The following is a 26,858-nucleotide window of genomic DNA, read 5'->3' as shown; positions in this document are numbered from 1 at the left end:
TTTCGGCGCCGTTATCCCCGGTTGGGGGGCCCCCTACCCACCCGCCTTCCGGGGTTGGGGGCCCGGGGCCGCCACCGGCGGGGCCCCCCCCCAAACCGGGGGGGGGGCCGCGCCTCGCCGTCAGTTGTCCAGCAGGCCCCGCACGTAGGCCGCCTGGCCCACGTGCTGGGTGTCGTCGTTCAGGACGCTGACCAGGCGCACGCCCAGGGTGACCGGCGGGTCCCAGGCCCGGTCCACGACGCGGTCCAGGTCGTCGGCCGCCAGCCCGGCCAGGTAGCCGAGGGTGCGCTCGTGCACCGCCTGGTAGTAGTCCACCAGCACCTTCGCGCTCTCCGGGCGCACGGCCAGCACCTGCTCGGAGGTGTGTCCGTAGCCGCTGTCGTCCGGGTCCGGCTTCAGCGCGAAGCGGCGAGCCCAGTCGCCGGTCACGTACACCTGCTCGTCGCCGGTCAGCTCGGCGATGTGCCCGTCCTGGATCCGGGTGAGATGCCACACCAGCCATCCGACCGTGTTGGCGCCGTCGGCCGGCGGGGTGCGCAGCTGCTCCGCGTTCAGGCCGTTGACCGCGGCCCGCACCAGGTCGGGCAGGCGGCCGAAGGCCCCGGCGAGCAATTCGTTGACGTTCACGGTGACACCCTCCTTCGTCGGATCGAGCCTATTGTGCCGGCTGGTCCAGGCCCTGCCCCTGCTCCTGGTTCTGCTGGGTGTCGGCCGGCTGGGTCTGCTCCGGGGCGTCGGCCGTGGGCTCGGTGGTCGGCTCCGCGGTCGGCTCCGTCGCCTCCGGTGCCGGCTCCGTCGTCGGCGCGTCGCCGGCCGGCGCGGTCGGCGGCACGTCGGCCGGAGCCTGAGTGCCGCCCGTCGACGGTGTCACCGTCGGCTGCTTCTTCTCCTGGCGGCCGAAGAGGTCGCCGACCGAGGTGCTCGCCGGCGACGAGGTGGTGCCCAGGGTCGACGCCACGGACTTGCCCGAGATCAGCTCGAATATCGTCAGCGAGCCCATGGCCAGCACGAACAACGTGGCCGTGACCACGGCCACGTGTCTCCAGCGGATGTTCGATCGAGGCGGCACGGTGTGCGACGGGCTCTCCCGCTTCGTGGCGGCGGCGACCGGCGGCGTGCCGACGGCGGCCTGCACCTTCACGAACGTCGGGGTGAGCTCGCCGAGACGCTTGGCGCCCCTGTTCAGCGACCGATGGTAGATCTCCGTTCCCAACGAGCCGACGGCGCTGGCGATGGCGGCCCCGGCCAGCGTGCCGGCGACTCCGAGGAAGGAGCCGACGACCGCCGCGGTGACCGCCGCGAGCGTGCCCGCGATGACCTTGGAAATTTCGATGCCGGACCAGAACCGGTCCGGTGCGTGCTCGCTCATGTCCTCCTCGCATGCCACTGCTCAGCCCGGTCTGCAGACCGCGTCTTCAGACCGCGCAAAGTCTCAACCTTTACCGATACGTTCCCCGCTAAACCAGCCCCGTTCCGCGAGCACCTCGCGCAGCGGCCGGACGATCACGCCGTGGTCGGCGGCCATCCGCGCCCTGGCCAGCCTGCGGGTGCGCAGAATGCCGATCAGGCCGATGGCGCCAATTGCGTATTGCACCGACATGGCGACCTTGAAGTCCACGATGTCGTAGCCGGCCTGCCCGCCCGTGCGGGCGTCCAGGATCAGGCCGATGAGCAGAATCGACAGCAACGACGCGACGAAGCCCCCGACGTTCACGATGCCGGTGGCGGTGCCGAGCCTGCTCGGCGGGTTGAACGTGCGGGCGAACTCGAATCCGATCATCGAGCCGGGGCCGCCCAGCCCCAGCGCCAGCACGAGCAGCACCAGCACCTGCAGCGGCGCCCGCCCCGGCCACGCGATGACCAGACCCCAGCCGACGGCGTTCGCGCCGATCACCCCGAGCACCAGCCACGACCGGCGCAGCGGATGCCGCTGCACCAGCACGCCGACCACCGGCCCCGCGGTCATCCCGGTGAGCACGAAGAGGGTGAGCAGCGTGCTCGCCTCGCCCCGGGACAGGCCCTCGCCCGCGATCAGGAACGGATAACCCCAGATCAGCGCGAAGACCGTGCCCGGAAACTGGGTGGTGAAATGCGTCCACAGCCCGAGCCGGGTGCCCGGATGCCGCCAGGCACCGACCAGGTCGTCGCCGAGCTGGCGAACGGTGACCGCCTCGCCCGAGTTGACCCGCCGGTCCGGGGTGTCGTGCAGCGCCACCGTCGCGACGATCGCGACGAAGACCCCGGCGGCCGAGGTCGAGACGAACGCGGTGGTCCAGCCCGGACCGGCCAGCAGCGCCGCCAGCGGCACGGCGCTGAGCACCTGCCCCAGCTGCCCGACGAGCCCGGTGAGCTGCGTGACGACCGGCACCCGCCGTGACGGGAACCACTGCGGCACCAGGCGCAGCACGCTGATGAACGTCATCGCGTCGCCGGCACCGACCAGCACCCGGGCGAGGACCGCGCCGGTCACCCCGTCCGCGAACGCCATGAGCGCCTGCCCGCTCGCCATGACCAGCGCCCCGGTCACGACCAGCCGCAGCGAACCGAACCGGTCCAGCACCAGCCCGACGGGCACCTGCAGGCCGGCGTAGACCAGCAACTGCAGGACGGCGAACGACGCGAGCGCCCCGGCACCGATGTCGAACCGGGCCTGCGCGTCCAGCCCGGCCACGCCGAGCGACGTGCGATGCAGCACCGCGACGACGTAGGCCGACAGCCCCACGGCCCACACAGCCCAGGCCCGGGCGCTGCCTTGCATGAACCGTCTCCATCCACTCGCGTGCTTCCCACCCAACTCCTGCGGCGGGGTCGCAGACAACGACCGGCGTCACAACCAACACGTGCGACCCGTCACGGCAGGCCCCTCCCGCGCCCGGTCCGTGGCAGCAGGGACAGCCCGGCTCGGCGGCGGGCCTGGCGCCCGGTAATCCAGATCTCGGGCGGGCGGCCGGTGCTACCTCGGCCGCGATCGACTCCCGGTGGGTCTTTCCCGAATTCGGGTGGCCGCTGCGAGACGGCGGGCGCGGTGATGCCCGGCCCCATCGGGTATGCCCAGGTCCACGACGGTCGCCGTGCGCACGCCGGCCCGGCGAAGATGACCGTGTCGGGCACGCCCCGCGTTACAGCCGCCCGGTGTTGAGGCGTTTCTGGAGTGCGCGCGCTGTTTTCTCGTCGAGTTCACCGGTCGTTTTCACGCCGACGCGTGCCTGGAGTGACTTGACGGACGCCGAAACGCCATTCCCCACCGTGAAGGCTTTTCTGCTGAGGGCCGGCCAGTGTGCGGCGATGGCCGCAGAGTTCTGGTTGTCGGCGATGCCGTCTTGGTAAGGTGCCCCGATATGGATCTGGAGTGCCTTGAAGGTGGCCTTGCCGATCTTTCCAGTCTGCGTGAGGTGGAGAATGGCCTGCAGTTTCCTTGCCGACTCATCTCCGATGACACCGTCCACGTCAAGCATGCCGGGCTTGGCTTTCGCGGGCGGAGAAGTGTGTGGTTGCACCGCTGCCTGGAAACGCAGGACATATTTCCACGGCCGGTTGTAGTAGGCCTGGACGACGGTCTCGCGGCCCCCGGGCAGCCTGCCCGACGCGCCACCCGAGATGTTCCCGTGTTCGTCGATCCTGGCCTGCGCGATCTTACCGTTCCCCACATACATGGCAGTGTGGTGGCTGGGAACGAGCAGCACGTCGCCCGCCCGGAGCTGGGATTCGGGCAGGTTGGAGTGCACGGACCAGCCACGAGCCTTGAATTCGGCGCGCATGTTGCCCGTATAGGTGGCGCCTATGCCTTTCCTGATGTTGTTTTTGGGGAGTAGCCCGGCCCGCTCACAGGTGATGATGACCAGCGCGGAGCAGTCCGTTTCGCCGCCGTCGCGGAAATCGCATCGATTGGACTGGTCGTAACCGAAACTCCATTTGGTGCAGGCGATCCTAATGATCTTTACGGCATCCTGAATCGTCATGTTGGTCCTCCCTGCATCGGGGGGCTGTCCTGCCGACCGGCCATTGATCGCGGCGGATCCTGGCGTAGGCGCGCGGCCATCCCCACACGCTCGCACCCGCCGCACGCGACCGTACATCGGATGATCGACCATCCGCGATGTACCGATCAGGTCTTAATTACAGCCGCCCGAAAGGCCTTCACTCGAAACGCTACAAATCGCGGTAGATCCGCCGACCGCAACCGGCGAGGTGCGTCCGCCCCGGCCCCAACCGTCCCAGCGCAAGCAAAACGGCACCCACGACCGCCCGCCCGAAGTGGTCAGCTCAAAAGGGCAGGTGTCGGCTGGAGATAGGCGGTAAGCCAGCCGATCGTCTCCTGCAGGTACCTCGCCCGGGACGACCTGTGCTGAAGCTCGTGCCCCTCACCCGGAAACAGCAGGTACCGGTGCGGCACCCCAAGGGCGGCCAGCGCCCCCACCACCTGCTCCGCCTCGATCACCGGCACGTTGCTGTCGTTCTCCCCGTGCACCAGCATCAGCGGCGTCCGCAGCCGGTCGATGCGGGTGATCGGGGACAGATCGCGCAGCAGGTCGGCGTCGGCAACCGGGTCGCCGTACTTCGAGACCGCGGCCGCGGCGATCCAGGGCTCGGTGTGCTCGTAGAACGTCGCGAAGTTTGCCATCCCGCACACGTCGATGCCGACCGCGAACATCGACGGGTACGTGGTCAGCGCCGCCAGCGTCAGGTAGCCGCCGTAGGAGCGGCCCATGCATCCGACGCGGTCCGGGTCGGCGACGCCGGAGCCGACCAGGTAGGAGACGCAGGAGGCCACGTCGGCGATCGCCGCGTAGCGCAGGGCGCCGTTGTCCGCGTTGACGAAGGTGCGGCCGAAGCCGGACGAGCCCCGGACGTTGGCGGCGAAGACCGCGATGCCCCGGTCCACCAGGGACTGGAACAGCGCGCCGTGCCCCGGGCGTTCCTGCGCCTCCGGGCCGCCGTGCAGCCACACCACGGCCGGGTGCGGGCCGTCGCCGGCCGGTGCGAAGAGCCAGCCGCTGATCTCGAGGCCGTCGTGCGAGGCGAAGCGGTGCAGCGCCGGGTAGACCGCGTCCGGCGCCGCCGGCTCGGCCGAGACGGGGTGCAGGGCGCCGTCGTACGTCCACACGCCGTGCTGTTGTCCGGGGCCCTCGGCGGTGAAGGCCAGGGCGCTGCCGTCGAAGCTCCAGGACACGCCCGAGACGACGCTGCCGGGCAGGTCGATCTGCTTCGAGCCGTCCGCGGTCAGCACGGTCAGGTCGGACTCGCCCCCGCGAACGTTCCACAGGACCGCGATGGTGGTGCCGTCCGCGGTCAGCGCGAAGGATTCCACCTCGGCGGTATTCGACGAGGCCAGCACCTCGGTCGCGGCGCCGGCGACCCGGATCAGCACCGGAAGTTCGCCGGCGTCGCTGCGGGCGTACACGGAGCCGTCCGGGCCGAAGCAGGCCTGCTCGCCGCTGGTCACGTGCTCCTCGGCCCCGGTGGTGAGGTCGTGCAGGGCGATGTACCTGCCGCCGCGCGGGCCGTGGCGCAGCAGCGCCCGGCGGCGGTCCGCGGTGACGTCGAGCAGCGAGATCAACTCGCCGGTGGCGATGGTCTCCCGGGTGCCGTGTTCGGCGTCGACGAGCAGGGTGGTCGTCAGGTTCTCCGTCACCGCGAGCAGGGGCCGGCCGGGCAGCCAGCGCACGTTCTCCGCGCTGTCCGCGCCGAAGCCCGCCACCTGGTGCGGCGCCGAGCCGTCCGGGCGGACCAGCCACACCTCGGTGCGGGGCGCGCCGCCCGGGGCGAGCACGCAGGCGAGCCATCCGCCGCCGGTGGACCAGTGCACCGAGACGACGGGGTGCTCGCCGGTGTCGACCAGGAAGGTCAGCTCGCTGCCGACCGGCTGCACCCACACCTTGGGGGAGCCGCCGCGGTCGGAGACGTACGCCGCGTGCCGGCCGTCCGGCGAGAGCGTCGCCGACCAGCAGCCCGACACCTCCGAGGGCAGGGAGGTCCACCCCTCGGGCAGCACGGTGACGTCGACACGGTTGAGCTGACCACCCAAGACCTAGATCCCCTTGTCCTGTAGCCACATCTCCAGCAGCGCGAGCTGCCACAACTGGTTCGCCCCGAGGGTCGTACGAGCAGTGTTGGGGTCGGCCAGCAGCGCGTCAACGTACTCGGGGCGGAACAGCCCGCGCGCCCTGGCCGCCGGCGCGTGCAGCGCGTCCCGCACCATCTCCAGCATCGGTCCTTCGAGGTGCCTGATCCCGGGAACCGGGAAGTATCCCTTGGTGCGATCGATCACCTCGTCGGGCACGACCCCGCGGGCCGCGTCCTTGAGGACGCCCTTGCCGCCCTGCGCGAGTTTCAGCTCCGGCGGGCAGGCCGCGGCCAGCTCCACCAGTTCGTGGTCGAGGAACGGCACCCGCGCCTCGAGCCCCCACGCCATCGTCATGTTGTCGACCCGCTTGACGGGATCGTCGACCAGCATGACCTGCGAGTCCAGCCGCAACGCCGCGTCGACGGCGGTGTCCGCGCCGGGCCGGTCGAAACTCGCCGCGACGAACTCGCGGCTGACGTCGGCGTCCAGCAGCCATTCGGGCGACAGCTGGCGGGCCAGTTCGGCGTGCGGACGGTCGAAGAACTCTTTCGCGTACGCGGAAACGGCGGCGTCCCGCGGCACGTCCCGCAGCGGCGGGTACCAGCTGTAGCCGGCCAGGATCTCGTCCGCGCCCTGTCCCGACTGGACGACCTTGACCTCCCGCGACACGTCCTCGCTGAGCAGGTTGAAGGCGACGCAGTCGTGGCTGACCATCGGCTCGCTCATCGCCGCGACGGTACGCGCCACCGCCGGCAGGAAGCGGTTCCGGCCGATCCGGATCTGGTGGTGGTCGGTGTCGAACTGCTTGGCGATCAGGTCCGAGTACGCGAACTCGTCGCCGCTCTCCCCGGCCGCGGACTCGAAGCCGATGCTGAACGTGGTCAGGCCGCGCTGGCCCTGCTCGGCGAGCAGCGCCACGATGTAGCTGGAGTCGAGCCCGCCGGAGAGCAGCACCCCGACCGGCACGTCGGCGACCATCCGCCGCTCGACGGCGGTGCGCAGCGATTCGTGTACGGCCTCGGCCCACTCGGCCCGCGACCTGGTGGCGGTGCGGGTGTGCGAGGCCTCCCAGTACACGTGCGAGGTGGACGTACCGTCGGACTTGATGATCCGGACCGTGGCGGGCGGCAGCTTGCGGACGCCGGCGACCAGCGTGCGCGGCGCCGGCACCACCGAGTGGAACGTCATGTAATGCTGCAGCGCGACCTTGTCGATCGACGTGTCGACGTCGCCTGCCGCGAGCAGCGCGGGCAGGGTGGACGCGAAGCGCAGCCGGCCGGGGGTCTCGGCCAGGTACAGCGGCTTGATGCCGAGCCGGTCGCGGGCCAGCATCACCGTGCCGGTGGCGTGCTCGGCGATGGCGAAGGCGAACATGCCGAGCAGCCGCCGCACGCAGTCGGCGCCCCAGCGGTGGTACGCCTTGAGGATCACCTCGGTGTCGGAGGTGGAGGTGAACCGGTAGCCGTGGCCGCGCAGCTCCTCGCGCAGCTGCCGGTAGTTGTAGACGCAGCCGTTGAAGACCAGGGTCAGGCCGAGCTGTTCGTCGGTCATGGGCTGGGCGCCGGACTCGGACAGGTCGATGATCTTGAGTCGGCGGTGGCCGAGGGCGATCGGGCCGCGCTGCCAGAGGCCCTCGCCGTCGGGGCCGCGGGACTCCATGCCGGGCAGCATCCGCCGGACGGCGTCGAGGTCGGCCGCGCGGTTGTCGTACCGCAGTTCGCCGCCGATTCCACACATGGCAAGAACCTCCTGGGGGGTGAGGGGGGCGTGACGGGTTCAGCCGAGCAGCCAGGTGTCCTTCGAGCCGCCGCCGCGGGACGAGTTGACGATCATGCTGTCGACCGGCGCGACCCGGGTCAGCGCGGCGGGCGCCACCACCGACGTGCTGCCGGTGAAGACGAACGCGCGCAGGTCGACGTGGCGCGGCGCCAGCTGGTGTCCGTCGAAGACCGGGTGGGTGGAGAGCGCGACGACCTCCTGCGCCACCCAGCGGTGCGGCGCCGTGTTGATCTGCCGGCGCACCGCGGCCAGGTCCCTGGGGGTGGCGTGCGGGCCGATGACGATCCGGTCGCCGCCGTACCCGTCGACCGGCTTGCAGACCAGCTCCTCCAGCCGGCCGAGGACCTCGGCCTTCTGCTCCGGAATGCCGCACAGGTACGTGGGCACGTCCGCCAGCAGCGGCTTCTCGGCGAGGTAGTAGTCGATCAGCCTGGGCACGTACGCGTACACGGCCTTGTCGTCGCCGATGCCGTTGCCGAGCGCGTTGGCGAGCACGATCGTGTCGGCGTGCAGGGCGGCGACCAGGCTCGGGCCCAGCGGCATCCCGTCGGCGCCGGGGGAGTGCACCAGGCTGTCCTCGCCCATCCGCAGGTAGATCACGTCGACGGCGAAGGTGCGCCCGTTGCGCACCCGCCGCACACGGCCGTCGTCGACCAGCAGGTCGGTGCTGCGCACCAGCGGCACGCCCATCTCCTCGGCGAGCAGCCGGTGCTCGAACCAGGCCGAGTCGTCGGGGCCCTGGCTGAGCACGACCACGGCCGGGTCGTCGCCGGCCGCCGGCCCGGCCGCCTCGGTCAGCGCGCGCAGCAGCAGCCGCGGCGTCTCCTCGATGCCGCTCAGGTTGCCGGGGCGGGGCAGTTCCGGCAGCACGCTGTCGGTGAGCCGGCGGTTCTGCATGGCGTATCCGATGCCGGACGGCACCCGCAGGTTGTCCTCCAGCACGTACCAGCCGCCGTCCCCGTCGCGGACCAGGTCGACGCCGGCCACCTGCGCGCGCACGCCGGGCCGGCCGATCAGGGCGCCGCTGGGCCGCAGCTCGGGTGAGCCGTCGATGACCCAGGCGGGCATGACGCCGTCCTGGACCACGGCCCGCTCGCCGTAGACGTCGTCGACGAACGCGTTCAGCGCCCGGACCCGCTGGATCAGCCCGGCCTGCAGCCCCTGCCAGTCGGACGCCGGCACGATGCGCGGCACCAGGTCGAACGGGAACAGCCGGGTCGCCGCCTCGCCGGCCACGCTGAACGTGATGCCGCGGGCGCGCTGCTCGTCGTCGCGGGCGTCCTCGCGGCGGCGCAGGCCGGCGGGGCCGAGCGCGCTCAGGACGTTCACGATCCCCTGGTACGCGGGCAGGACGTCGCCGCCCGGGAACGCCTCGTCGCCGCTCGCCGCGTACGGGGTGAGCCCGGCGGGCACGGTCTGGCCGTCCGGGCCGATGCCGGTGGCGCCGCCCCGGGTGTCGGCGATCAGCAGGTCGACGACGTCGGAGATGCGCCCGCGGCGGCCCATGGCCCGGCGCTGCCGCGACGCCGAGCTGCCCCGGCTGAGCATCTGAACGGAGAGGTCGAAGACCTGTTCCCAGTCGCCGAGCTCCTCGAGCTGGGGGCGCAGGTCGCCGACGAGGCGCTCGACGGCGACCGCGGCGGGCACCGGCACCGGGGAACGGGGCAGGTCGAGCAGGTCGCCCTCGAGCCCGGAGCGGGCGGCCCGCCACATGGCGGCCCGGTGCAGCGGCGGCCGGGTGGTGCTGATCGGCAGGCCGGCGCGGTGGTCCTGGCGGGCGCGCAGCACGAGGCCGCGGAACAACCCGGCCAGCAGCACCACGGTGTCGGCGTCGGGGCTGGAGTCGGTGACCCGCAGCTCGACGGTCGGCACGTGCGCGGACGGCCGCACGTCGAAGTAGACCATCTTGGGGTCGGTGATCGTGCCGGACGCGATCAGGTCCGCGACCAGCGCGTCGTGCTCCTCGGCGGAGGTCACGAGGCCGCTGTCGCCGGCCGTCGGCCAGCGCAGCCAGACCAGCGAGCGGACGCTGGCGTACCCGCTGTCCTCGCCCATCCAGTACGGCGAGCTCGCCGAGAGCCCGAGCAGCACCGGCAGCGCCGGGGCGACGCGCTGGGCGATCGACACGGCCTCGTCGCGGTCGGGGACGCCGACGTGCACCTGTGCGCCGCAGATGAGCTGCTCGCGGGCGAGCATCTGGTATTCGTCCAGCATCCGGCGGTACCGCGAGGTCGGGGTGACCGGCAGGGAGTCCAGGTCGACGAGCGGGACCGTGCCCGCGGCGATCAGGCCGAGCCCGAGCGATTCGGCGACCCCGATGGCCCGGCGGCGCAGCGTCACTATTCCGTCGCGCAGGTCGTCGAGCGTGGCCGCGACGGCGGTGTTGGTCTCCACGACCGAGCGGTGCAGCTCGGCGGAGAAGTTCGCCGCGGGAAGCCGGTCGAGCACCTCCGGCGCCCTGGGCACGAGCTCCCGGGTCCGCAGGTCGACGACGTGCAACTCCTCCTCGACGCCGAGTGTCAGCTCGGTGCCGGCGGGGCCGGCGGTGCCGCTAGTCCGCTCCGTTCCATCGTCCTGAGAGATCTTGAGTGACTCCGTCATGCCTAGACCGCCTATGTCCTCGTCCCGTTGTCCGGAGCCTTGTCAGCCCATGTATCGAACCTGTGACGTGCCCATTTCCGGCGTCTACCAAGCATGACGACGCCGGCACCGCCGGTTCGGGTGACGTGGGTGCCGCGTGCTCGGTCGTGCTCGGGGCTGCTCGAAGTCATGCATTTTCGAACCCAACCACGCCTGCGCATGTGCAATTACTCACGAGGTCTATGGCGCCGACTGGCGCGGCCCCTACTCTCCGGACACCCTTGAAAGAGCGTTCAGGTAATCGATCGATGACGCATCACCCGTGGGGAGGCAGTCGTGGAAAATGCCGGCGAGAAGTATGTCTACGATTTTTCGGAAGGTCACAAGGACCTCAAGGAGTTGCTCGGCGGTAAAGGTGCGAACCTCGCCGAGATGACCCGCCTGGGTCTTCCGGTGCCGGCCGGATTCACGGTCACCACCCGCGCCTGCCAGGCCTACCTGGCGACCGGGCAGAACCCCGCGGGGCTGGACGGGCAGATCGACTCCCACCTCGCGGCGCTGGAGTCCGCGATGGGCCGCCGGCTGGGTGACGCCGGTGATCCGCTGCTGGTCTCGGTGCGTTCGGGCGCGGCGTTCTCGATGCCCGGCATGATGGAGACGGTGCTCAACGTCGGGCTCAACGACGAGAGCGTGGTGGGCCTCGCGGCGCAGGCCGGAGGCAACGAGCGCTTCGCCTGGGACTCCTACCGGCGGCTCATTCAGATGTTCGGAAAGACCGTCTGCGACGTGCCCGGCGAGGAATTCTCGAACGCCCTGGAAGAGGCGAAAACCGCACGCGGCGCGACCGATGATCTGCATCTGGACGCCGCCGACCTGCGGGCCCTTGTGGATCGCTTCAAGCGCATTTTCGCCAAACACACCGGGCACGACTTCCCGCAGGATCCGAGGGAGCAGATGCGCCTGGCGATGGAGGCCGTCTTCCGCTCCTGGAATGCGGAACGCGCCGTCCTCTACCGCCGCCAGGAACGCATTCCGGCGGATCTCGGCACGGCGGTGAACGTCGTCGCGATGGTCTTCGGAAACCTCGGACCGGACTCCGGAACGGGCGTGGCGTTCACCCGGGACCCGGCGAGCGGCGCCCAGGGCATCTACGGCGACTACCTGCAGAACGCGCAGGGCGAGGACGTCGTCGCCGGCATCCGCAACACGGTCCCGCTCGAGGAGCTCAGGACCCTCGACCGCCGCTCCTACGACGAGCTGCTTGCGATCATGGCGAAGCTCGAGGGGCACTACCGCGACCTCTGCGACATCGAGTTCACCATCGAGCGCGGCAAGCTCTGGATGCTGCAGACCCGGGTCGGCAAGCGCACGGCCGGAGCCGCGTTCCGGATCGCCGCGCAGCTCGTCAACGAGGACATGATCGGCCTCGACGAGGCGCTGCGGCGGGTGAGCGGCGCCCAGCTCGCGCAGCTGATGTTCCCGCGCTTCGACCTTGCCGGGAACCCGATCGCGCTGACCAAGGGCATCGGCGCGTCGCCGGGCGCGGCCGTCGGCCGGGTGGTGTTCAGCGCGCCGCGGGCCGTCGAGCTGGCCGCGGCGGGCGAGCAGGTCATCCTGGTGCGCCGGGAGACCAACCCGGAGGACCTGGCCGGCATGATCGCCGCGCAGGGCATCCTCACCGCCCGGGGCGGCAAGACCAGTCACGCGGCGGTCGTCGCCCGCGGCATGGGGCGCACCTGCGTCTGCGGCGCCGACCAGGTCGAGATCGCCGCCGACCGCTTCGCCGTCGGCGGCCGGACCGTCGAGGAGGGTGACGTGATCTCGATCGACGGCACCACCGGCTGCGTCTACCTCGGCGCCGTCCCGGTACGCCCCTCCGAGGTGGTGCAGTACTTCGAGGGCACGCTCTCGCCGGCCGAGGCCGAGGTTCCGCTCGTCAACGCCGTACACAAGATCATGTCGCACGCCGACGCCACCCGGGACCTGGCCGTGCGCACGAACGCCGACACCGCCGACGACGCGGCCCGGGCCCGGCGCTTCGGCGCCGAGGGCATCGGGCTGTGCCGCACCGAGCACATGTTCCTCGGGGACCGCCGCGAGCTGGTCGAGCGGCTGATCCTCGCGGCGACGCCGACCGAGCGCTCGGACGCCCTGGCGGCGCTGCTCCCGCTCCAGCGCGCGGACTTCGTCGACCTCTTCCGGGCCATGGACGGCCTGCCGGTGACGGTGCGGCTCATCGACCCGCCGCTGCACGAGTTCCTGCCGTCGCTCGAGGAGCTCGCGGTCAACGTCGCGGTCGCCCGCGAGCGGGGCGAGGACCACGCGGAGGACGCCGAGCTGCTGGACGCGGTGCGCCGGATGCACGAGCAGAACCCGATGCTCGGCCTGCGCGGCGTACGCCTGGGCCTGGTCATTCCCGGCCTGTTCGCGATGCAGGTCCGGGCGATCACCGAGGCCGCGGTGCACCTGGCCGGCGAGGGTCTCGACCCGCATCCGGAGATCATGGTGCCGCTGGTCGGCGCCGTGCAGGAGCTGGAGATGGTCCGGCAGGAGTGCGAGCAGATCGTCGCCGAGGTCGTCGCGGACAGCGGCGTCAACGTGCTGATCGGCACGATGATCGAGGTGCCGCGGGCGGCGCTGACCGCCGGGCAGATCGCCGAGGCCGCCGACTTCTTCTCGTTCGGCACCAACGACCTGACCCAGATGGGCTGGGGCTTCTCCCGCGACGACGTCGAGGGCGCGTTCTTCTGGCGCTACCTGGAACTGGGCATCTTCGGCATCTCGCCGTTCGAGTCGATCGACCGCGAGGGCGTCGGCCGGCTCATCCGGATCGCCGCCGAGGAGGGGCGCGCGGTGCGCCCGGGGCTGAAGCTGGGCGTCTGCGGCGAGCACGGCGGCGACCCGGAGTCGGTGCACTTCTTCCACGAGGTCGGCCTCGACTACGTCTCCTGCTCGCCGTTCCGGGTGCCGGTCGCGCGCCTGGAGGCCGGCCGGGCCGCGGTCACCGGCGGCGATTCCGACAGCCGCTGACCGGCAGCGGATCTTCCCAGTCGGGCCGGCCCGGCTGGGAAGCCGCTGAGAGTAGCGCCGTGGATTACGGTATGTAACAGACCGTTCACCCGACTTGGCTATTCTGACCGGAATGTCCCATTTGTGAGACAAGCCGGGAAGGACCGCCAAGCCGATGCGCACGTTGCTGCGGCACGACGTACCCGCCTCCATCGTCGTTTTCCTCATCGCGATCCCTCTCTCCCTCGGCATCGCCGCCGCCTCGGGCGCCCCGATGCTCGCCGGCCTGATAGCCGCGGTCGTCGGCGGCATCGTGGCGGGCGCCCTCAGCGGGGCCCCGCTGCAGGTCAGCGGCCCCGCGGCCGGGCTGACCGTGGTCGTCGCCGGTGCCATCGCCGACTTCGGCTGGGCCGGGACCACCGCCCTGGCCGCCATGGCCGGACTCGTACAGATCGTGCTGGGCGTGTCCCGGCTCGGCCGGGCCGCGCTCGCGCTGTCACCGGCCGTCGTGCACGGCATGCTCGCCGGGATCGGCATCGTCATCGCGCTCAGCCAGGTGCACGTGGTGCTCGGCGGCGCCCCGCAGAGCGTGGCCTGGCACAACATCCGCGACCTGCCCGCGCAGATCGTCGGCAACCACGGTGTCTCCATCCTCGTGGGGGTGCTGACCACCGCGGTCCTGCTGCTCTGGCCCCGCCTGGTGAAGGCCTCGCTGCTGCCGGGCGCGCTGGTCGCGGTGGCCGTCGCGACCGCGACGGCGGCGCTGGCGGGACTCGACGTGGCCCGCGTCGACCTGCCGGACGATCCGCTCGGGGAGCTCGCCCTGCCCCGCTGGCCCGACGCCGGCGCGGCCGAGATCGTCATCACCGTGCTGACCATCGCCCTGGTCGGCAGCGTCGAGTCGCTGCTGTCCGCGGTCGCCGTCGACCGGCTGCACGGCGGCCCGCGGGCCAACCTCAACCGCGAACTGCTCGCGCAGGGCGCCGCCAACACGGTGTCGGGAGTGCTCGGCGGGCTGCCCGTCACCGGCGTCATCGTGCGCAGCTCCACCAACGTCGCGGCCGGCGCCCGGACCCGGGCCTCCACCATGCTGCACGGCGGCTGGATCGCGGTGTGCGTGCTGATCTTCGCCGGGCTGCTCGAGCAGATCCCGCTGCCGGCGCTCGCCGCCGTGCTGGTCGTCGTCGGGCTGCGGCTGGTCAGCCTGGCGCAGATCAAGCAGTATGTGCGGCACCGGGAGCTGCCGACGTACCTGGTCACGGCCTTTGGGGTGATCTTCACCGACCTGCTGACCGGCGTCGCGCTCGGCATGGCCACCGCGGTCCTGCTCATGTTGTGCCGGCTGGCCCGCTGCGAGATCCACCGCTCCTCGCCGGAGCCGGGGCGCTGGCTCGTCGTCATCACCGGGACGCTGGCCTTCGTCGGCTCCGGGCGGGTGGCCCGCGAGCTGGCGAGCATCCCGGCCGGCGAGTCCGTCGAGCTCGAACTGCACCTCGACTATCTCGACCACGGCGCGTTCGAGACGATCCAGGAGTGGCGCGAGGCGTACCAGCGCGCCGGCGGCCTGGTGCACATCCAGGAGGTGCAGGACAGCTGGTTCCACCGGGCGACGTCCGGCCGGCTCGGCTCGGTCCGCTCCCAGCCCCGCCGGGTGCCGCGCTTCCTCGGCTCCTGGTCACAGTGGATCTCCCTCAGCGACCGGCGCCGCGACGCGATGACCGCCGGCATCGACGAGTTCGAGCGCAGCGTCGCCCCGCTGGTCCGCTCGCACCTGGCCGACCTGGCCCGCGACGGGCAGCGGCCCGAACAGCTCTTCATCACCTGCGCCGACTCCCGGGTGGTGCCCAACATGATCACCACGAGCGGGCCCGGCGACCTGTTCTGCATGCGTAACGTCGGCAACATCGTCCCCGCGTACGGCGCCGCTGACGCCTCGGTCGGCGCCGGCGTCGAGTACGCGGTCGACGTCCTGGGCGTCGCGACGATCACGGTCTGCGGCCACTCCGGCTGCGGCGCGGTCGGCGCGATGATGGCCGGCGCCGCGGGCGCGCCGTCGGCGCTGGGAAGCTGGCTCGGCTCGGCCGGCATCAACCTGACGGGCCGCGAACACGAGGAGGAGTGCATCACCGCCAACGTGGAACAGCAGTTGGCGAACCTGATGACCTATCCCAGCGTGCGCCGGGCCACGGACGAGGGCCGGCTGACCCTGGCCGGACTCTACTTCGACCTGGCCGAGGCCCGGATGTACAACGTGACCGGCGGCGTGCGCAGCCGGGTCTCCACGCCCTGAGCTGCCGTTTCCGTGCCAGATCCGGGCAAGGGGATTGAGGTCGGCGGCGGAAGGTAACACGCTGGGTGGGTCCGGGATAACCCAGACTTTTTCCGGCCGGGTGGGACGGCGGGTGACAGACGTGACGACTGTCGAGCAGGCGGTCCGCGCCGGCGACGTGGTGCTCGTCGGCCGGGCCGCGAGCGTGCAGTTCGCCGGGCGCGCCGGCTTCGCGTTCCGGGTGGCGTGCGTCGACGCGCGGCCGACGTACGCGGGCTGGGCCTGGCTGGACGGCTACCAGTTGGACGAGGCGGGCCGCACCGTCGCCCGGCGCCGCATCTTCGTCCGCCGGGCGGGGCTCGTCCGGCCCGCCCTGGTCAGCCCGGCCGCTGCTCGCGTCCGAACTTCCTGCGCAACAGGTCCAGGTGGGCCCGGTCGGCCACCCACTCACGCACCAGACCGCATTGAAGGCAGGCGCGCACATACGGCGGACGGGGCCCGCACCGTGGGTGCGAGCCCCGTCTCGTGCCAGCGGGCGGGCTGACGACCCCGCCCGCCCGGGCGCTAGTTGCGGATGATGGTGAAGGTTGTCGTCGGGTTCTCGATGTCCTTGAAGTTGTTGCTCAGCTGCAGGTTGTTGAACGTCACCGAGCCCACCGCCGGGCCCTGGCCCGCCTCGGGCAGCGGGTTGGCCCAGACGCCGTAGCCCGACTTCGCGTCGTAGGCGTCGCCGCTCTTGCGTGCCCCGGTGATGGAGACGTTGGTGAAGACGGTGTCCTTGACCGGGAACTGCGGCTGGCCGCCCACGTAGTTGGTCTGGAACATGATTCCGGAGTAGGTCGGGTCGACGATGTCGACGTTGCTCACCCGGATGCCCTGGAAGACCTTCGACGCGGAGAAGACCCAGATCGCCGGGAAGACCTGGGCGCCCCAGAAGTGGCCGCCGGCCCGGACGATCGAGATGTTGTCGAACACGGTCGGCGGGTTGGCGCCGAAGCCGTTCATCGGGTAGCCGAAGTCCAGCGAGCTGATCGTGATGCCCGAGTAGACCAGGGTGTCCGCGATGTAGATGTTCTTGAACGTGTTGGCGTAGCCGCCGTAGACAGCGATGCCCGCGGCGCGCCAGGTCAGCGTGGTGGACAGGTTCGAGTAGACGTTGTTGATCTCGTCGGAGCCGCCCGCGTCGATCGCCGAGAACAGGGCGAAGCTGTCGTCGCCGGTGGCCCGGGCGTCGTTGTTGTCGACGAGGTTGTCGGTGCTGCCGTTGGTCATGTTGACGCCGTCGGCGAACAGGTTGCGGATCCGGGAGTTCTTGATCGTCATGTGGTCGGTGTTCGCGCCCCAGTAGAGGCAGACCGTGTGCTCGACCCAGATGTTGTCGATCGTGACATTGGCGACGCCGGCGAAGTCGAAGACCTTGCCGGGGCCGTCGATGCGGATCGTGTAGTTGCCGAAGAACGCGAAGTTCTTGAATGTCGAGCCGTTGGCGGTGGCGTCGGCCCGGAAGCCGGCGTCGGTCTCGGACTGCGTCTGCGGCGTGTAGAACCTCGTGTACCAGGGTCCGGCGCCGACCACCTGGATCGCCTTGCCGTACACCTGGAACTTGTTCGAGGTCTGGTAGTCGCCCGCCGGGAGGTAGACGCCGACCTTGCTGCTGTCCATCCGGGCCGCGTCGAACGCCGCCTGCACCGACTGCTGGTCGAAGCCCGCCGGCACCACGTAGGTTGCCGGGTTCGGGTTGGCGACCGGCGCGACCTGCTCGGTGTTGATGAAGTCGATCGCGATGTTGCCGCCGTTGCCGGAGTCCTTCTGCAGCTTGATCACGCTGCCGGCGTTCACGGTGCCGTTCAGCAGGATGTTCGCCTCGTCGTAGATGTGGCGCGGGTCGGAGCCCGAGTTCTGCGGCGCCGTCTCGTTGCCGTAGAGCCACGCGTACTTCGAGGTCAGCGGCAGTGTGCGGTTGAGGGTGCCGTTGACGTAGACGTTGATCGAGCTGGTGGTGTTGTCCGGGATGGAGAAGCGGGCGACGAGCGTGTTGGTGCTGGCCCGGGTCGTCCACTGCACGTAGCTGCCGGTCGAGTTGAGCGTGACGGCCCGGCGGCCGGACGCCTCACCGGCGAGGTCGCCGACGGTCCGGTTCGGGCCGACGACCGCGGCGCCGCCGCCGGTCTGGCCGTCCTCGGCCTCGTACATGTCGTACGGCATGTTCGCGCCGCGGCCGACGAAGAGCGGCTTCTCGCTGGTGTTGTTGGCCCGCTTCACCGGCAGTTCGTTGCCGTCGTCGGCGAGCACGGTCCGGACGGTGTACTTGCCGTTGACCGCGGTCCAGGTGCCCAGGCTGATCGCCGGCGAGGACGCGCCGGCGGCCAGGGTGCCCGAGTAGGAGCCGGTCAGGGTCTTGATCGTGGCTCCCGAGTCGGACAGCACGGTGACCGTGACCCCGTGCGCGCCGGCGGCCGAGGCCTGGGTCCCCTGGTTCCTGATGGTGACGGAGAAGGTGACCGTCTGGCCCGCGGACGGGTTGCCCGGCGACCAGCTGACCACGGAGGCGACCAGGTCCGAGCTGCTGACCGGGGACACCACCAGGTTGGTGGGGCTGGTGTACGAGTTGTTGGCGTCGTTCTGCTCGATGATCGTGCCGGCCTCGTCGACCTTGGCGCTGACCACGTACGTGCCGGCGTCGCGGGCGCCGATGTTCGCGGTGACCGTTGCGGAGGCGCCGGCCGCGAGCGCGGGAACGGCGGCGGTGCCGGCCTTGGCCGTACCCAGGTAGAAGTTGACGTTGCTGGCCGGGCTGCCCGCGTTGCCGGCGTTGCGCACGGTCGCCGACAGGGTGACCGTGTCGGTCTCGACCGGTGACGCCGGCGAGAACGACAGCGCCGGGATTGTCAGGTCCGGGTTCGGCGCGGGGACGCCGATGACCTGGAACTCCGCGACCTGCCCGCTGGGCGCGCCGCTGTTGGCGGTGAAGCTCAGCCGGACGTCGGCGGCGGTCGCGGCGACCGGAACGGTCACCGTGTTGCCGGTCGCCGGGTTGAACGTGTACGTGGCCGACGGCACGATCGTGGTGAAGCCGGAGGCGCTCTGCTCGCGGCCCAGGATCGAGAACGTCTGTGTGCGCGTACCCCAGGCGGATGCGGGGTCGAGCTTGACCACCACGGAGCTGGTGGCGGCGTTGGCGCCCAGCGAAACGGTGAGCGTCGCGGGGTAGGCGCTGCCCTCCCAGTAGGTCGCCGTGTCGTTGTCGTTGGCGTTCGTGGCGACGAAGGTGAACACCGTCGAGGACGCGGTGATCGGCTTGCCGACGGCGAGGTTGGTGCCGTCGGTGACGGTGCCGGTCCGGGTGACGGTGTTGCTCGCCGACGACAGGTTGCCCGCCGCGTCGCGCGCCTTGATGTAGTAGGAGACGGTCGCGCTCGCCGGCTGGCTGTCGGTGTAGGTCAGCACGGTGCCGGCCACGGTGGTCGTCAGCGCGCCGTTGGCGTAGACCTCGTAGCCGGTGACGCCGACGTTGTCGGACGAGGCGCCCCAGGCGAGCCGGATCTGCCCGGCCGTGGGCTGGGTGTATGACAGCGTCCCGGGCGTGGTCGGCGCCGTGTTGTCGCCGCCCTGACCGGCACGGGTGACCGTGTTGCTGTTGCCGGACGCGTTGCCGGCGGCGTCCCTGGCCCGCACGTAGTAGGAGACCGTGGCGCTGTCCGGCTGGTTGTCCAGGTAGGTCAGCACGTTGCCGGCCACCGTGGTGCGCAGCGCGCCGTTGGCGTAGACCTCGTAGCCGGTCACACCGACGTTGTCGGTGGACGCGTTCCAGGTGAGCCGGATCTGGCCGCTCGCCGGCTGGGAGTAGGCCAGCCCGGCCGGGGTCGACGGCGCCTGGGTGTCGCCGGTGGCGGGGCCGTACACCTCGAGCTCGGAGATCTGGCCGGCCGGCCAGCCGGTGTTGCCGGTGATGTTCAGCCGCAGGTAGCGGGTGGTGGCGGCGCCGAAGTCGATGGTCACGGTGTTGCCCGAGGCCGGGTTGAACGTGTACCCGGCGCTCGCCTTGAGGTCCGCGAAGTTCGACCCGGTGGTGCTGCCCTGCACCGAAAGGGTCTGCGTACGGGTCTGCCAGGCGGTGGCCGGCGGCAGCTTGAGCACGGTCTGGTTGACGCTGACCGAGGAGCCGAGGTCGACCTGCAGCCACTGCGGGAACGCGTTGTTCTGGCTCTCCCAGTAGCTGCTGGCGTTGCCGTCGCCCGCGTTGCCGGCGCCGTACACGTCGGCGAAGCTGCTGGCGCTGAAGGTCTTGCCGGCGGCGAGGTTGGGGCCGGCCGCCGCGGCGGGTGCGGTGGGGCCGGCGACCTGGACGAGTGCGGTGACGATGGCGGCGGCGACGGCCGCCGAGAGCAGTCTTCTACCTGATCTGGACATGGTGGGGACGCGCCTTCTTCCGTGAGGGAGCGGTGAAGCCGGGGAGGCCGGGCCCGGTGGTTCCCTGCCTCCCCGGGCCTTGCTACGAGGCGTAGACCTCGAACTCGGAGACCTGGCCCGCGGGCCAGCCGGTGTTGCCGGTGAACGTCAGCCGCAGGTAGCGCTGCGACGTCGCGGTGAACGAGACGGTCGCGGTGTTGCCGGATGACGGGTTGAACGAGTAGCCGGCGGACGCCTTGACGGTGCCGAAGGACGAGCCGTCGGCCGAGCCCAGCACGGACAGTGTCTGGGTGCGGGTGGCCCAGGCGGCCGCGGGCGGCAGTTTGAGCACCACCCGGGACACCGTGCGGGCCTGGCCGAGGTCGACGGTCAGCGACTGCGGGAACGCGTTGCTCTGGCTTTCCCAGTACGTGTTCGCGTTGCCGTCGACGGTGTTCGCCGGGGTGTAGACGTCGGCCTGGCTGGTCGCGGTCACCGGCCGCCCCGCGGCGAGGTTGCCGGCGGGCGGCGGTGTCGTGGTGGGCGGTGTCGTGGTCGGCGGCGTGGTCGTGCCGCCGTCGGCGTAGGCCTCGAGCTCCGAGAGCTGACCGGCGGGCCAGCCGGTGTTCGCGGAGAACGTCAGCCGCAGGTAGCGGCGGCTGCCGGCGGGCAGACCGATCGTCGCGGTGTTGCCGGTGGACGGGTTGAACGTGTAGCCGGCCGCACCCACGAGCGAGGAGTAGGACCCGCCGTCGGACGACGCCGAGACCGCGACCGTCTGCGTCCGCGTCTCCCAGCCGGGCGGCAGCTTCAGGACCAGGCGGCCGACGCTCTGCGCGGAACCCAGATCCACCGTGTACGTCTGCGGGAACGCCCCGTTGGCGCTCTCCCAGTACGTGGCCGCGTTGCCGTCGACGCCGTTCGCGCCCACGTAGGGCCCGGAGGTGCTGGAGGTGGTGACGGCCTTGCCCTGTGCGAGGTTTCCGGTGCCGGGCGGGGTGGTCGGCGGCGTCGTGGGCGGCGTCGTGGGCGGGGTGGTCGGTGGCGTGGTCGGCGGGGTGGTGGTGTTGCCCCACTGGGGCGCCGGCCAGGGGCCGCAGTCCGGTGTGTCGGTGTACCAGCCCGTGTTGGTGCCGGTCCGGGTGATCTGGAAGGACGGCCCGACGCAGTTGTGTATCGGCTTGGCCTGGGCGATTCCGCTGGCCCGCACGTTGTTGAAGCTGACCTGGCTGGCCGCCTGCACCTGCAGCGCGTACGTGCCGGCGCCCTGGATGTTGACGTTGCTCAGGTGGATGCCGTTGGTCTGGCCCTCGATCCACATGAGCGCCGCGTACGAGCTGTCCAGGATGTCGGTGTCGGTGATGTTGATCGTCGGGTTCTGGAACGCCTCGTTCAGCGCCGAGAACCAGATCGCGCCGACGCCGAACTGCCAGTTGTAGTCGGAGTTGCCGGCCCGGATCAGGGTGTTGCGGGCCAGCGTCCAGGTGCCCTGCACGCCGGTCGCGCCGTTGACGCCCGGATAGCGGTTGGCGACGTGGATGCCGCCGCCGTTGGTGACCGTGTCGGAGACGACGTTGTCGGTCATCACGATGTCCCGGCCGCCGTAGCTGACCAGGTTGTTCGCCAGGATCGGCGCGACCACGGTGTTGTGCGTGAACGAGTTGGCCACGTTCGGGGTGCTCTCGGCCCACATCGCCAGGCCGTCGTCGCCGGTGTTGCGCACGAACGTGTTGGTGACCGTGGAGTTGGTGACGCCGATGTGGAAGTTCACCCCGTCGGCGGTCTGGTCGAGGATCCGGCTGTTGCGGATGGTGAACCGGTCCATCGGGCCGTCCATCCACGCGCCGACCTTGGTGTGCTGCATCCACACGTTGTCGATCGTCGAGTTGGACATGGCCCCGCCGAACGCGTTGACCTGGTCGTCGTCCACCCGCTCGCGGATGTCACCGATGATCGCGAGGTCCTTGACGGTGACGTTCTGCGAGGGTCCGCCCTGGTTGTTGTACTTGCCGTAGATGCCGGCGGCCAGGTTGCGCTGGGTGGGATGCCGGCCGCCGAGCACCGTGTACCAGGGCCCGGCGCCGGCGAGCGTGACCCGGTCCACGATCACGTGGCTGTAGAGCGTGTAGTTGCCCTGCGGCAGGTAGACGGTCCGGCCCTGCGCGCTTCCGGCGTTGACCGCCGCCTGGATCTTCGCGGTCGAGTCGGTCGCGCCGCTCGGGTCCGCGCCGTAGTCGGCGACCGCGTCGATGGCGCCGGCCGGCTTGGCGATCGCGCCGGGCACGTTCTCGAAGTCGGCCAGGTCGATGGTGAACGTCGGCGACTGCGCGGTCGAGGCGACCTGCAGCCGGACCTTGGTGCCGGTCGGGTATGTGGCCGGGAACAGCGCGCGGGCCTCGTCGTAGAAGTGGTGCGGGTTGGAGTCGCCCGGGTTGTTGTTGAACGGGTAGCCGCCGTAGAACCAGCTGTATCGCGACGTGACCGGCACCGAACGCACGACGGCGTCGTTCACCCGTACGTCCATCGCCGCGTCCCGCCCGGCGCCGCCGTTGCCGTCCGGCAGGCTGTAGCGGAAGGTGACCGCGTTCGCGGGCTTGGTCAGGGTGAATTCGACGTACTCGCCGACCGCGTCGAGGGTGACGGCCTCGCGGCCGGACGCCTCCGACGACAGCTGGCCGTAGTAGCGGCTGGTGCCGGTCCTGGTGCCGTTGGTGGCGGCGTTCTCGGCCTCGGTCTCGACGAACGGCACGGTCGCGCCGCGGCCCGCGATGTCGAACGGGGACAGGCCGGCGGCGCCGGCCGGTGATGCGGTCCAGGTGACCGCGGCGACGGACGCCACCACCGCGGCGGTGGTGGTGAGCGCTGCCAGGTATCTGTGAGCGGTGCGGTTGGCCATGGGGATCCCTTTCGTCAGGTGGCCAAGCCCCCGGGTGGTGCGTCTCCCTTCGTGCGGGCGGGCCCGGCGCCGGCGGAGAATCCGGCGCGGGCCCGCGGGTGATCAGCCGGCGGTTCGCAGGCGCAGCCAGACGGCGGTGTCCCGGGGGAGGAGGTCACCGTCGAGCGGACCGCTGCTGAGCAGGCAGAGTTCGTGGTCCGGCAGCGCGACCGCGGCGCCGGACATGTTGAGCACGCAGGCGAAGTCCGCCCCGCGGGTGTACGCGAGCACGCCGGTCGCGGCGGGCAGCCACCCGAACGCGTCCTGGTGCAGCCCCGCCTCGGCCCGGCGAATGCCGATCGCCGACCGGTAGAGCTCCAGCATCGAGTTCGGGTCGCCGGTCTGGGCCTGCACCGTGCGGTCCTTCCACTCGGCCGGCTGGGGCAGCCACGGCTCGGCGGTGGTGAAGCCGAACGGCGCCTCGTCGCCGGTCCACGGCAGCGGCACCCGGCAGCCGTCGCGGCTGTGCCCGCGGCGGGCGTACATCGGGTCGTGCAACTGGTCGACCGGGATGTTCTCGTTCTCCCAGAGGCCCAGCTCATCGCCCTGGTAGACGTAGGTGGCGCCGGGCAGGGACAGGGAGAGCAGCGCGGCGGCGCGGGCCCGGCGGGTGCCGAGCTCCAGGTCGACGGGGCTGCCGTCGAGGTTGTTGTCGAAGCTGAAGGTGGTCGTCTCCCGGCCGTAGCGGGTGACGTGCCGGGTGACGTCGTGATTGGACAGCACCCAGGTGGCCGGGGCGCCGATAGCGGCGTGCGCGTGCAGGGTGCGGTCGATGCACTCGCGCATCAGCCGCGGATCCCAGGCGCAGCCGAGGAAGTCGAAGTTGAACGCGGCGTGCAGCTCGTCGGGGCGCAGGTAGGCGGCGAACCTGTCCACCTCCGGCATCCACACCTCGCCGATCAGCGCCCGGTTCGGGTACTCGTCGGCGATCCGGCGCCAGGCGCGGTACACGTCGTGCACCCCGTCCAGGTCGTGGAACGGGTGCCGCCGCCCGTCGACCACGGCCGGCAGGTCGCGGTCCTTGAGCAGCAGCGCGGCGGAGTCGATCCGGATGCCGTCGACGCCGCGGTCGAACCAGAACCGCAGGATGTCCTCGAACTCGGCGCGCACGGCCGGGTGGTCCCAGTTCAGGTCGGGCTGCTCCGGGGTGAACAGGTGCAGGTACCAGTCGCCGGGCGTGCCGTCCGGGTTCACGGTCCGGGTCCAGGTGGTGCCGCCGAACTCGCCGGCCCAGTCGGTGGGCATCTCGTCGCCGTCGGGGCCGCGCCCGGGACGGAACCAGAACAGTTCGCGCTCCGGCGCGTCCGGATCGGCGAGGGCCTTCCTGAACCACACATGCTCGCTGGAGATGTGGTTCGGCACGATGTCGACGATCATCCGGATGCCCTTGGCGTGCGCCTCGGTGATCAGCGACTCCGCGCCGGCCAGATCGCCGAACACCGGGTCGATGTCGCGGAAGTCCGCCACGTCGTAGCCCGCGTCGGCCATCGGGGACGGGTACCAGGGGCTCATCCAGATGGCGTCGACGCCGAGCTCCGACAGGTGGTCCAGGTGGCCGCGGATGCCGTCGATGTCCCCGATGCCGTCGCCGTCGCTGTCGGCGAAGCTGCGCGGGTACACCTGGTAGATGACGGCGTCTCGCCACCAGGGATCCTGGTCGGAAATAGCCACGATTACCTGCTTTCTTGAAGTCTCGACGTGGGATTCGGGCACACGGGGCCCGGCGATCGACGCTGATCGCCCCGGTGAGCCGGTTCGTGCTAGCCCTTCATCGAGCCCGCGGAGAGTCCGCCGATGATGCTGCGCTGGAAGATCAGGAAAACGACGATCATGGGAATGCTGGCGATGGCGAGGCCGGCCATGAGGTCGGTCGGTGGTACCTGGCTGGTGTTGGCGAGCCGGTGCAGTGCCACGCTGAGGGTCTGTGCCTCGGGGTCCTGCAGCACCAGCAGCGGCCAGAGGAAGTCCTTCCAGAGCGCGATGATGATGAAGATCGACACGACGCCCAGGACGGGCCGCGACAGCGGCAGGATGATCGACCAGAGCTGGCGCAGCCGGCCCGCGCCGTCGATCGACGCGGCGTCCAGCAGGTCGTCGGGGATCTGGTCGAAGAAGCGCTTGAGCACGTAGACGTTGAACGCGGTCGCGGCGGCCGGCAGCCAGAGCGCCCAGGGGGTGTTCAGCAGGTTGACGTGCAGCAGCGGCACGTCGACGACGGTGAGGTAGGCGGGCACCAGCAGCGCGGACGCCGGCAGCATGAGGCTGGCCAGGATCGCGCCGAGCAGGATCTTGCCGAACATCGGCCGCAGCTTGCTGAGCGCGTACGCGAGGGCGACGTCGAAGGTCAGCACGATGAGCCAGCCGCCGGCCGCGTAGAGCAGCGTGTTGGTGAAGTACTTGGCGATGCGCATGTTCGACCACGCGGTCGCGAAGGTGTCCGGGTGAAAGGAGTGCGGGATGAGCGTCGGGGTGCTCAGCGCGTACTCGGCGGGCGACTTCACCGCGCTGGCGAACATCCAGTACAGCGGCATGAGGAAGACCAGCACGAACAGGGCGATCGTCAGGCCGAGCACGGTGAAGTACAGGCCGCGGTGCCGCTGCAGGTCGACGGTGGAGACGAGGGTACGGGTCGCCGGGCTGGTGCCGAGCAGGCCGCGCTTGCGGCGCGGCGCCGCCGGTGCCGGCGTGTCGCCGGCGGCCGGGGCCTTGGGCGGGGCGGTCAGGGTCATGGCAGTCTCCTCAGTCCCCGGTCCGGGTGAGCCGCAGGTACAGCGCGGAGAACGCGCCCAGCACCACGAAGAGCAGCACGCTCATCGCGGCGGCGAGGCCGAAGTCCTGGTTGACGGTGAAGGCGTAGCGGTAGACCAGGATGAGCACGGTGACGGTGTCCGGGTTCGAGGTGCCGGTCAGCGCGAACGGCTCGATGAAGACCTGCATCGTCGCGACGATCTGCAGCAGCAGCAGGACCAGCATGATGAACCGCATCTGCGGCAGCGTGACGTGCCGCAGCCGCTGCCAGATGCTCGCGCCGTCCAGCTCGGCGGCCTCGTACAGCTCGCCGGGGATGCCCTGCAGCGCGGCGAGGTAGATCAGCGTCGCGCCACCGAGGTTGGCCCAGGTGGACACGAGAACCAGCGAGATCATCGCGGTGCTCGAGGACTGCGTCCACTGTGACTCCGGCAGGCCGACGCCGCGCAGCACCGTGTTGAACAGCCCGCTGCCCGGGTCGTAGAAGTAGCGCCAGAGCAGCACCGCCACGATCGGGGGCAGCATCACCGGCAGGTAGACCAGCACCCGGAAGAAGCCGCTGAAGTGCCGGAACTCGTTGAGCAGCACCGCGATGAAGAACGGCAGCACGAAGCCGAAGATCAGGGCCAGCCCGGTGAACAGCAGGGTGTTGCGCCAGGCGGTGTAGAAGAGCGGGTCGGCGAACAGCGCACGGTAATTGTCCAGTCCCACCCAGTACGGCGGGGTGACGAAGTTGTCCTGCTGGAAGCTCAGGATCACGCCCCGCACCAGCGGATACCAGGAGAAGAAGGCGAAACACGCCAGGCCCGCGGCCATGAACGCGTACGCGAGCAGGTTGTCCTGAATCTTCCGGCGCAGGCGGGTGACGCGGGAGCCGCGCCCCGGTGCCGCCGTGAGTACCGCCATTGTCGTTCCTTGTCTGCAGGGGACCGGTGCCGTGCCGCCGGCGGGGGGGGGGGCCCCCCGCGGGGGGGGGCGATCACCCGGGCCGGGTGCTCGGCGGGGGCGCGGGCGGGGCCGCGGGGGGGGGGGGGGGGCCCCCCCCCCCCCCCGCGGGGGGGGGGGGGGGGCGGGCCCCGGCGGGG

At 71.0% G+C, this 26,858-nt stretch carries 14 protein-coding genes and 1 pseudogene; 3 read left to right on the top strand and 12 right to left on the bottom strand.

Annotated elements, in window-relative coordinates; translation table 11 throughout:
- Positions 1-120: 120 nt before the first annotated feature.
- The 7 genes from AB0F10_RS28125 to AB0F10_RS28095 form a co-directional block, all read right to left on the bottom strand.
- On the bottom strand, positions 121-627 hold the full coding sequence (locus tag AB0F10_RS28125) for a DUF664 domain-containing protein (RefSeq protein ID WP_360631348.1): 507 nt from the start codon (positions 625-627) through the stop codon (positions 121-123).
- A gap of 28 nt (positions 628-655) precedes the next feature.
- A complete protein-coding gene (locus AB0F10_RS28120; protein ID WP_360631345.1) occupies positions 656-1,369 on the bottom strand; it encodes a hypothetical protein in 714 nt (237 codons plus the stop codon).
- A 63-nt stretch (positions 1,370-1,432) separates the two neighbouring features.
- Complete coding sequence (locus AB0F10_RS28115; RefSeq protein WP_360631342.1) at positions 1,433-2,758, bottom strand: MFS transporter; 1,326 nt, start codon at positions 2,756-2,758, stop codon at positions 1,433-1,435.
- Between the two features lie 361 nt (positions 2,759-3,119).
- Complete coding sequence (locus AB0F10_RS28110; protein ID WP_360631339.1) at positions 3,120-3,959, bottom strand: NlpC/P60 family protein; 840 nt, start codon at positions 3,957-3,959, stop codon at positions 3,120-3,122.
- A 299-nt stretch (positions 3,960-4,258) separates the two neighbouring features.
- Entirely contained in the window at positions 4,259-6,025 is a 1,767-nt protein-coding gene (locus tag AB0F10_RS28105; RefSeq protein WP_360631336.1) for a S9 family peptidase, read from the bottom strand.
- A 3-nt stretch (positions 6,026-6,028) separates the two neighbouring features.
- The gene (locus AB0F10_RS28100) at positions 6,029-7,801 is read right to left on the bottom strand and encodes an N-acetylglutaminylglutamine amidotransferase (RefSeq protein ID WP_360631333.1); all 1,773 of its coding nucleotides are present in this window, start codon (positions 7,799-7,801) and stop codon (positions 6,029-6,031) included.
- 39 nt (positions 7,802-7,840) lie between these two features.
- Positions 7,841-10,444, bottom strand: a complete 2,604-nt coding sequence (locus AB0F10_RS28095; protein WP_360631330.1) for a carboxylate--amine ligase/circularly permuted type 2 ATP-grasp protein — start codon at positions 10,442-10,444, stop codon at positions 7,841-7,843.
- A gap of 315 nt (positions 10,445-10,759) precedes the next feature.
- Between AB0F10_RS28095 and ppdK the strand changes: the two genes are divergently transcribed.
- From ppdK to AB0F10_RS28080, 3 genes and pseudogenes are all read left to right on the top strand, one after another.
- Complete coding sequence (gene ppdK / locus AB0F10_RS28090; protein WP_360631327.1) at positions 10,760-13,453, top strand: pyruvate, phosphate dikinase; 2,694 nt, start codon at positions 10,760-10,762, stop codon at positions 13,451-13,453.
- A gap of 154 nt (positions 13,454-13,607) precedes the next feature.
- Complete coding sequence (locus AB0F10_RS28085; RefSeq protein WP_360631324.1) at positions 13,608-15,722, top strand: bifunctional SulP family inorganic anion transporter/carbonic anhydrase; 2,115 nt, start codon at positions 13,608-13,610, stop codon at positions 15,720-15,722.
- A 121-nt stretch (positions 15,723-15,843) separates the two neighbouring features.
- Positions 15,844-16,062 (top strand): annotated as a pseudogene (locus AB0F10_RS28080) (hypothetical protein); the annotation flags it as partial.
- 203 nt (positions 16,063-16,265) lie between these two features.
- On the opposite strand, the gene AB0F10_RS28075 reads toward AB0F10_RS28080, so the two are convergent.
- The 5 genes from AB0F10_RS28075 to AB0F10_RS28055 all read right to left on the bottom strand — a co-directional run bounded on the left by AB0F10_RS28075 (position 16,266) and on the right by AB0F10_RS28055 (position 26,679).
- A complete protein-coding gene (locus AB0F10_RS28075; protein ID WP_360631321.1) occupies positions 16,266-20,111 on the bottom strand; it encodes a CARDB domain-containing protein in 3,846 nt (1,281 codons plus the stop codon).
- A gap of 82 nt (positions 20,112-20,193) precedes the next feature.
- On the bottom strand, positions 20,194-22,986 hold the full coding sequence (locus AB0F10_RS28070; RefSeq protein ID WP_360631318.1) for a discoidin domain-containing protein: 2,793 nt from the start codon (positions 22,984-22,986) through the stop codon (positions 20,194-20,196).
- Between the two features lie 102 nt (positions 22,987-23,088).
- Entirely contained in the window at positions 23,089-24,690 is a 1,602-nt protein-coding gene (locus AB0F10_RS28065) for a glycoside hydrolase family 13 protein (protein WP_360631357.1), read from the bottom strand.
- Positions 24,691-24,785: 95 nt separating this feature from the next.
- On the bottom strand, positions 24,786-25,754 hold the full coding sequence (locus tag AB0F10_RS28060) for a carbohydrate ABC transporter permease (RefSeq protein ID WP_360631315.1): 969 nt from the start codon (positions 25,752-25,754) through the stop codon (positions 24,786-24,788).
- 10 nt (positions 25,755-25,764) lie between these two features.
- Complete coding sequence (locus AB0F10_RS28055) at positions 25,765-26,679, bottom strand: sugar ABC transporter permease (RefSeq protein WP_360631312.1); 915 nt, start codon at positions 26,677-26,679, stop codon at positions 25,765-25,767.
- Between the last annotated feature and the right edge of the window lie 179 nt (positions 26,680-26,858).

Source organism: Actinoplanes sp. NPDC026623, from assembly GCF_040638275.1.
Classification (GTDB): Bacteria; Actinomycetota; Actinomycetes; order Mycobacteriales; family Micromonosporaceae; genus Actinoplanes.
The sequence above is the reverse complement of the archived record's forward strand: the minus strand, read 5'-3'. Positions and strand labels throughout refer to the sequence as shown.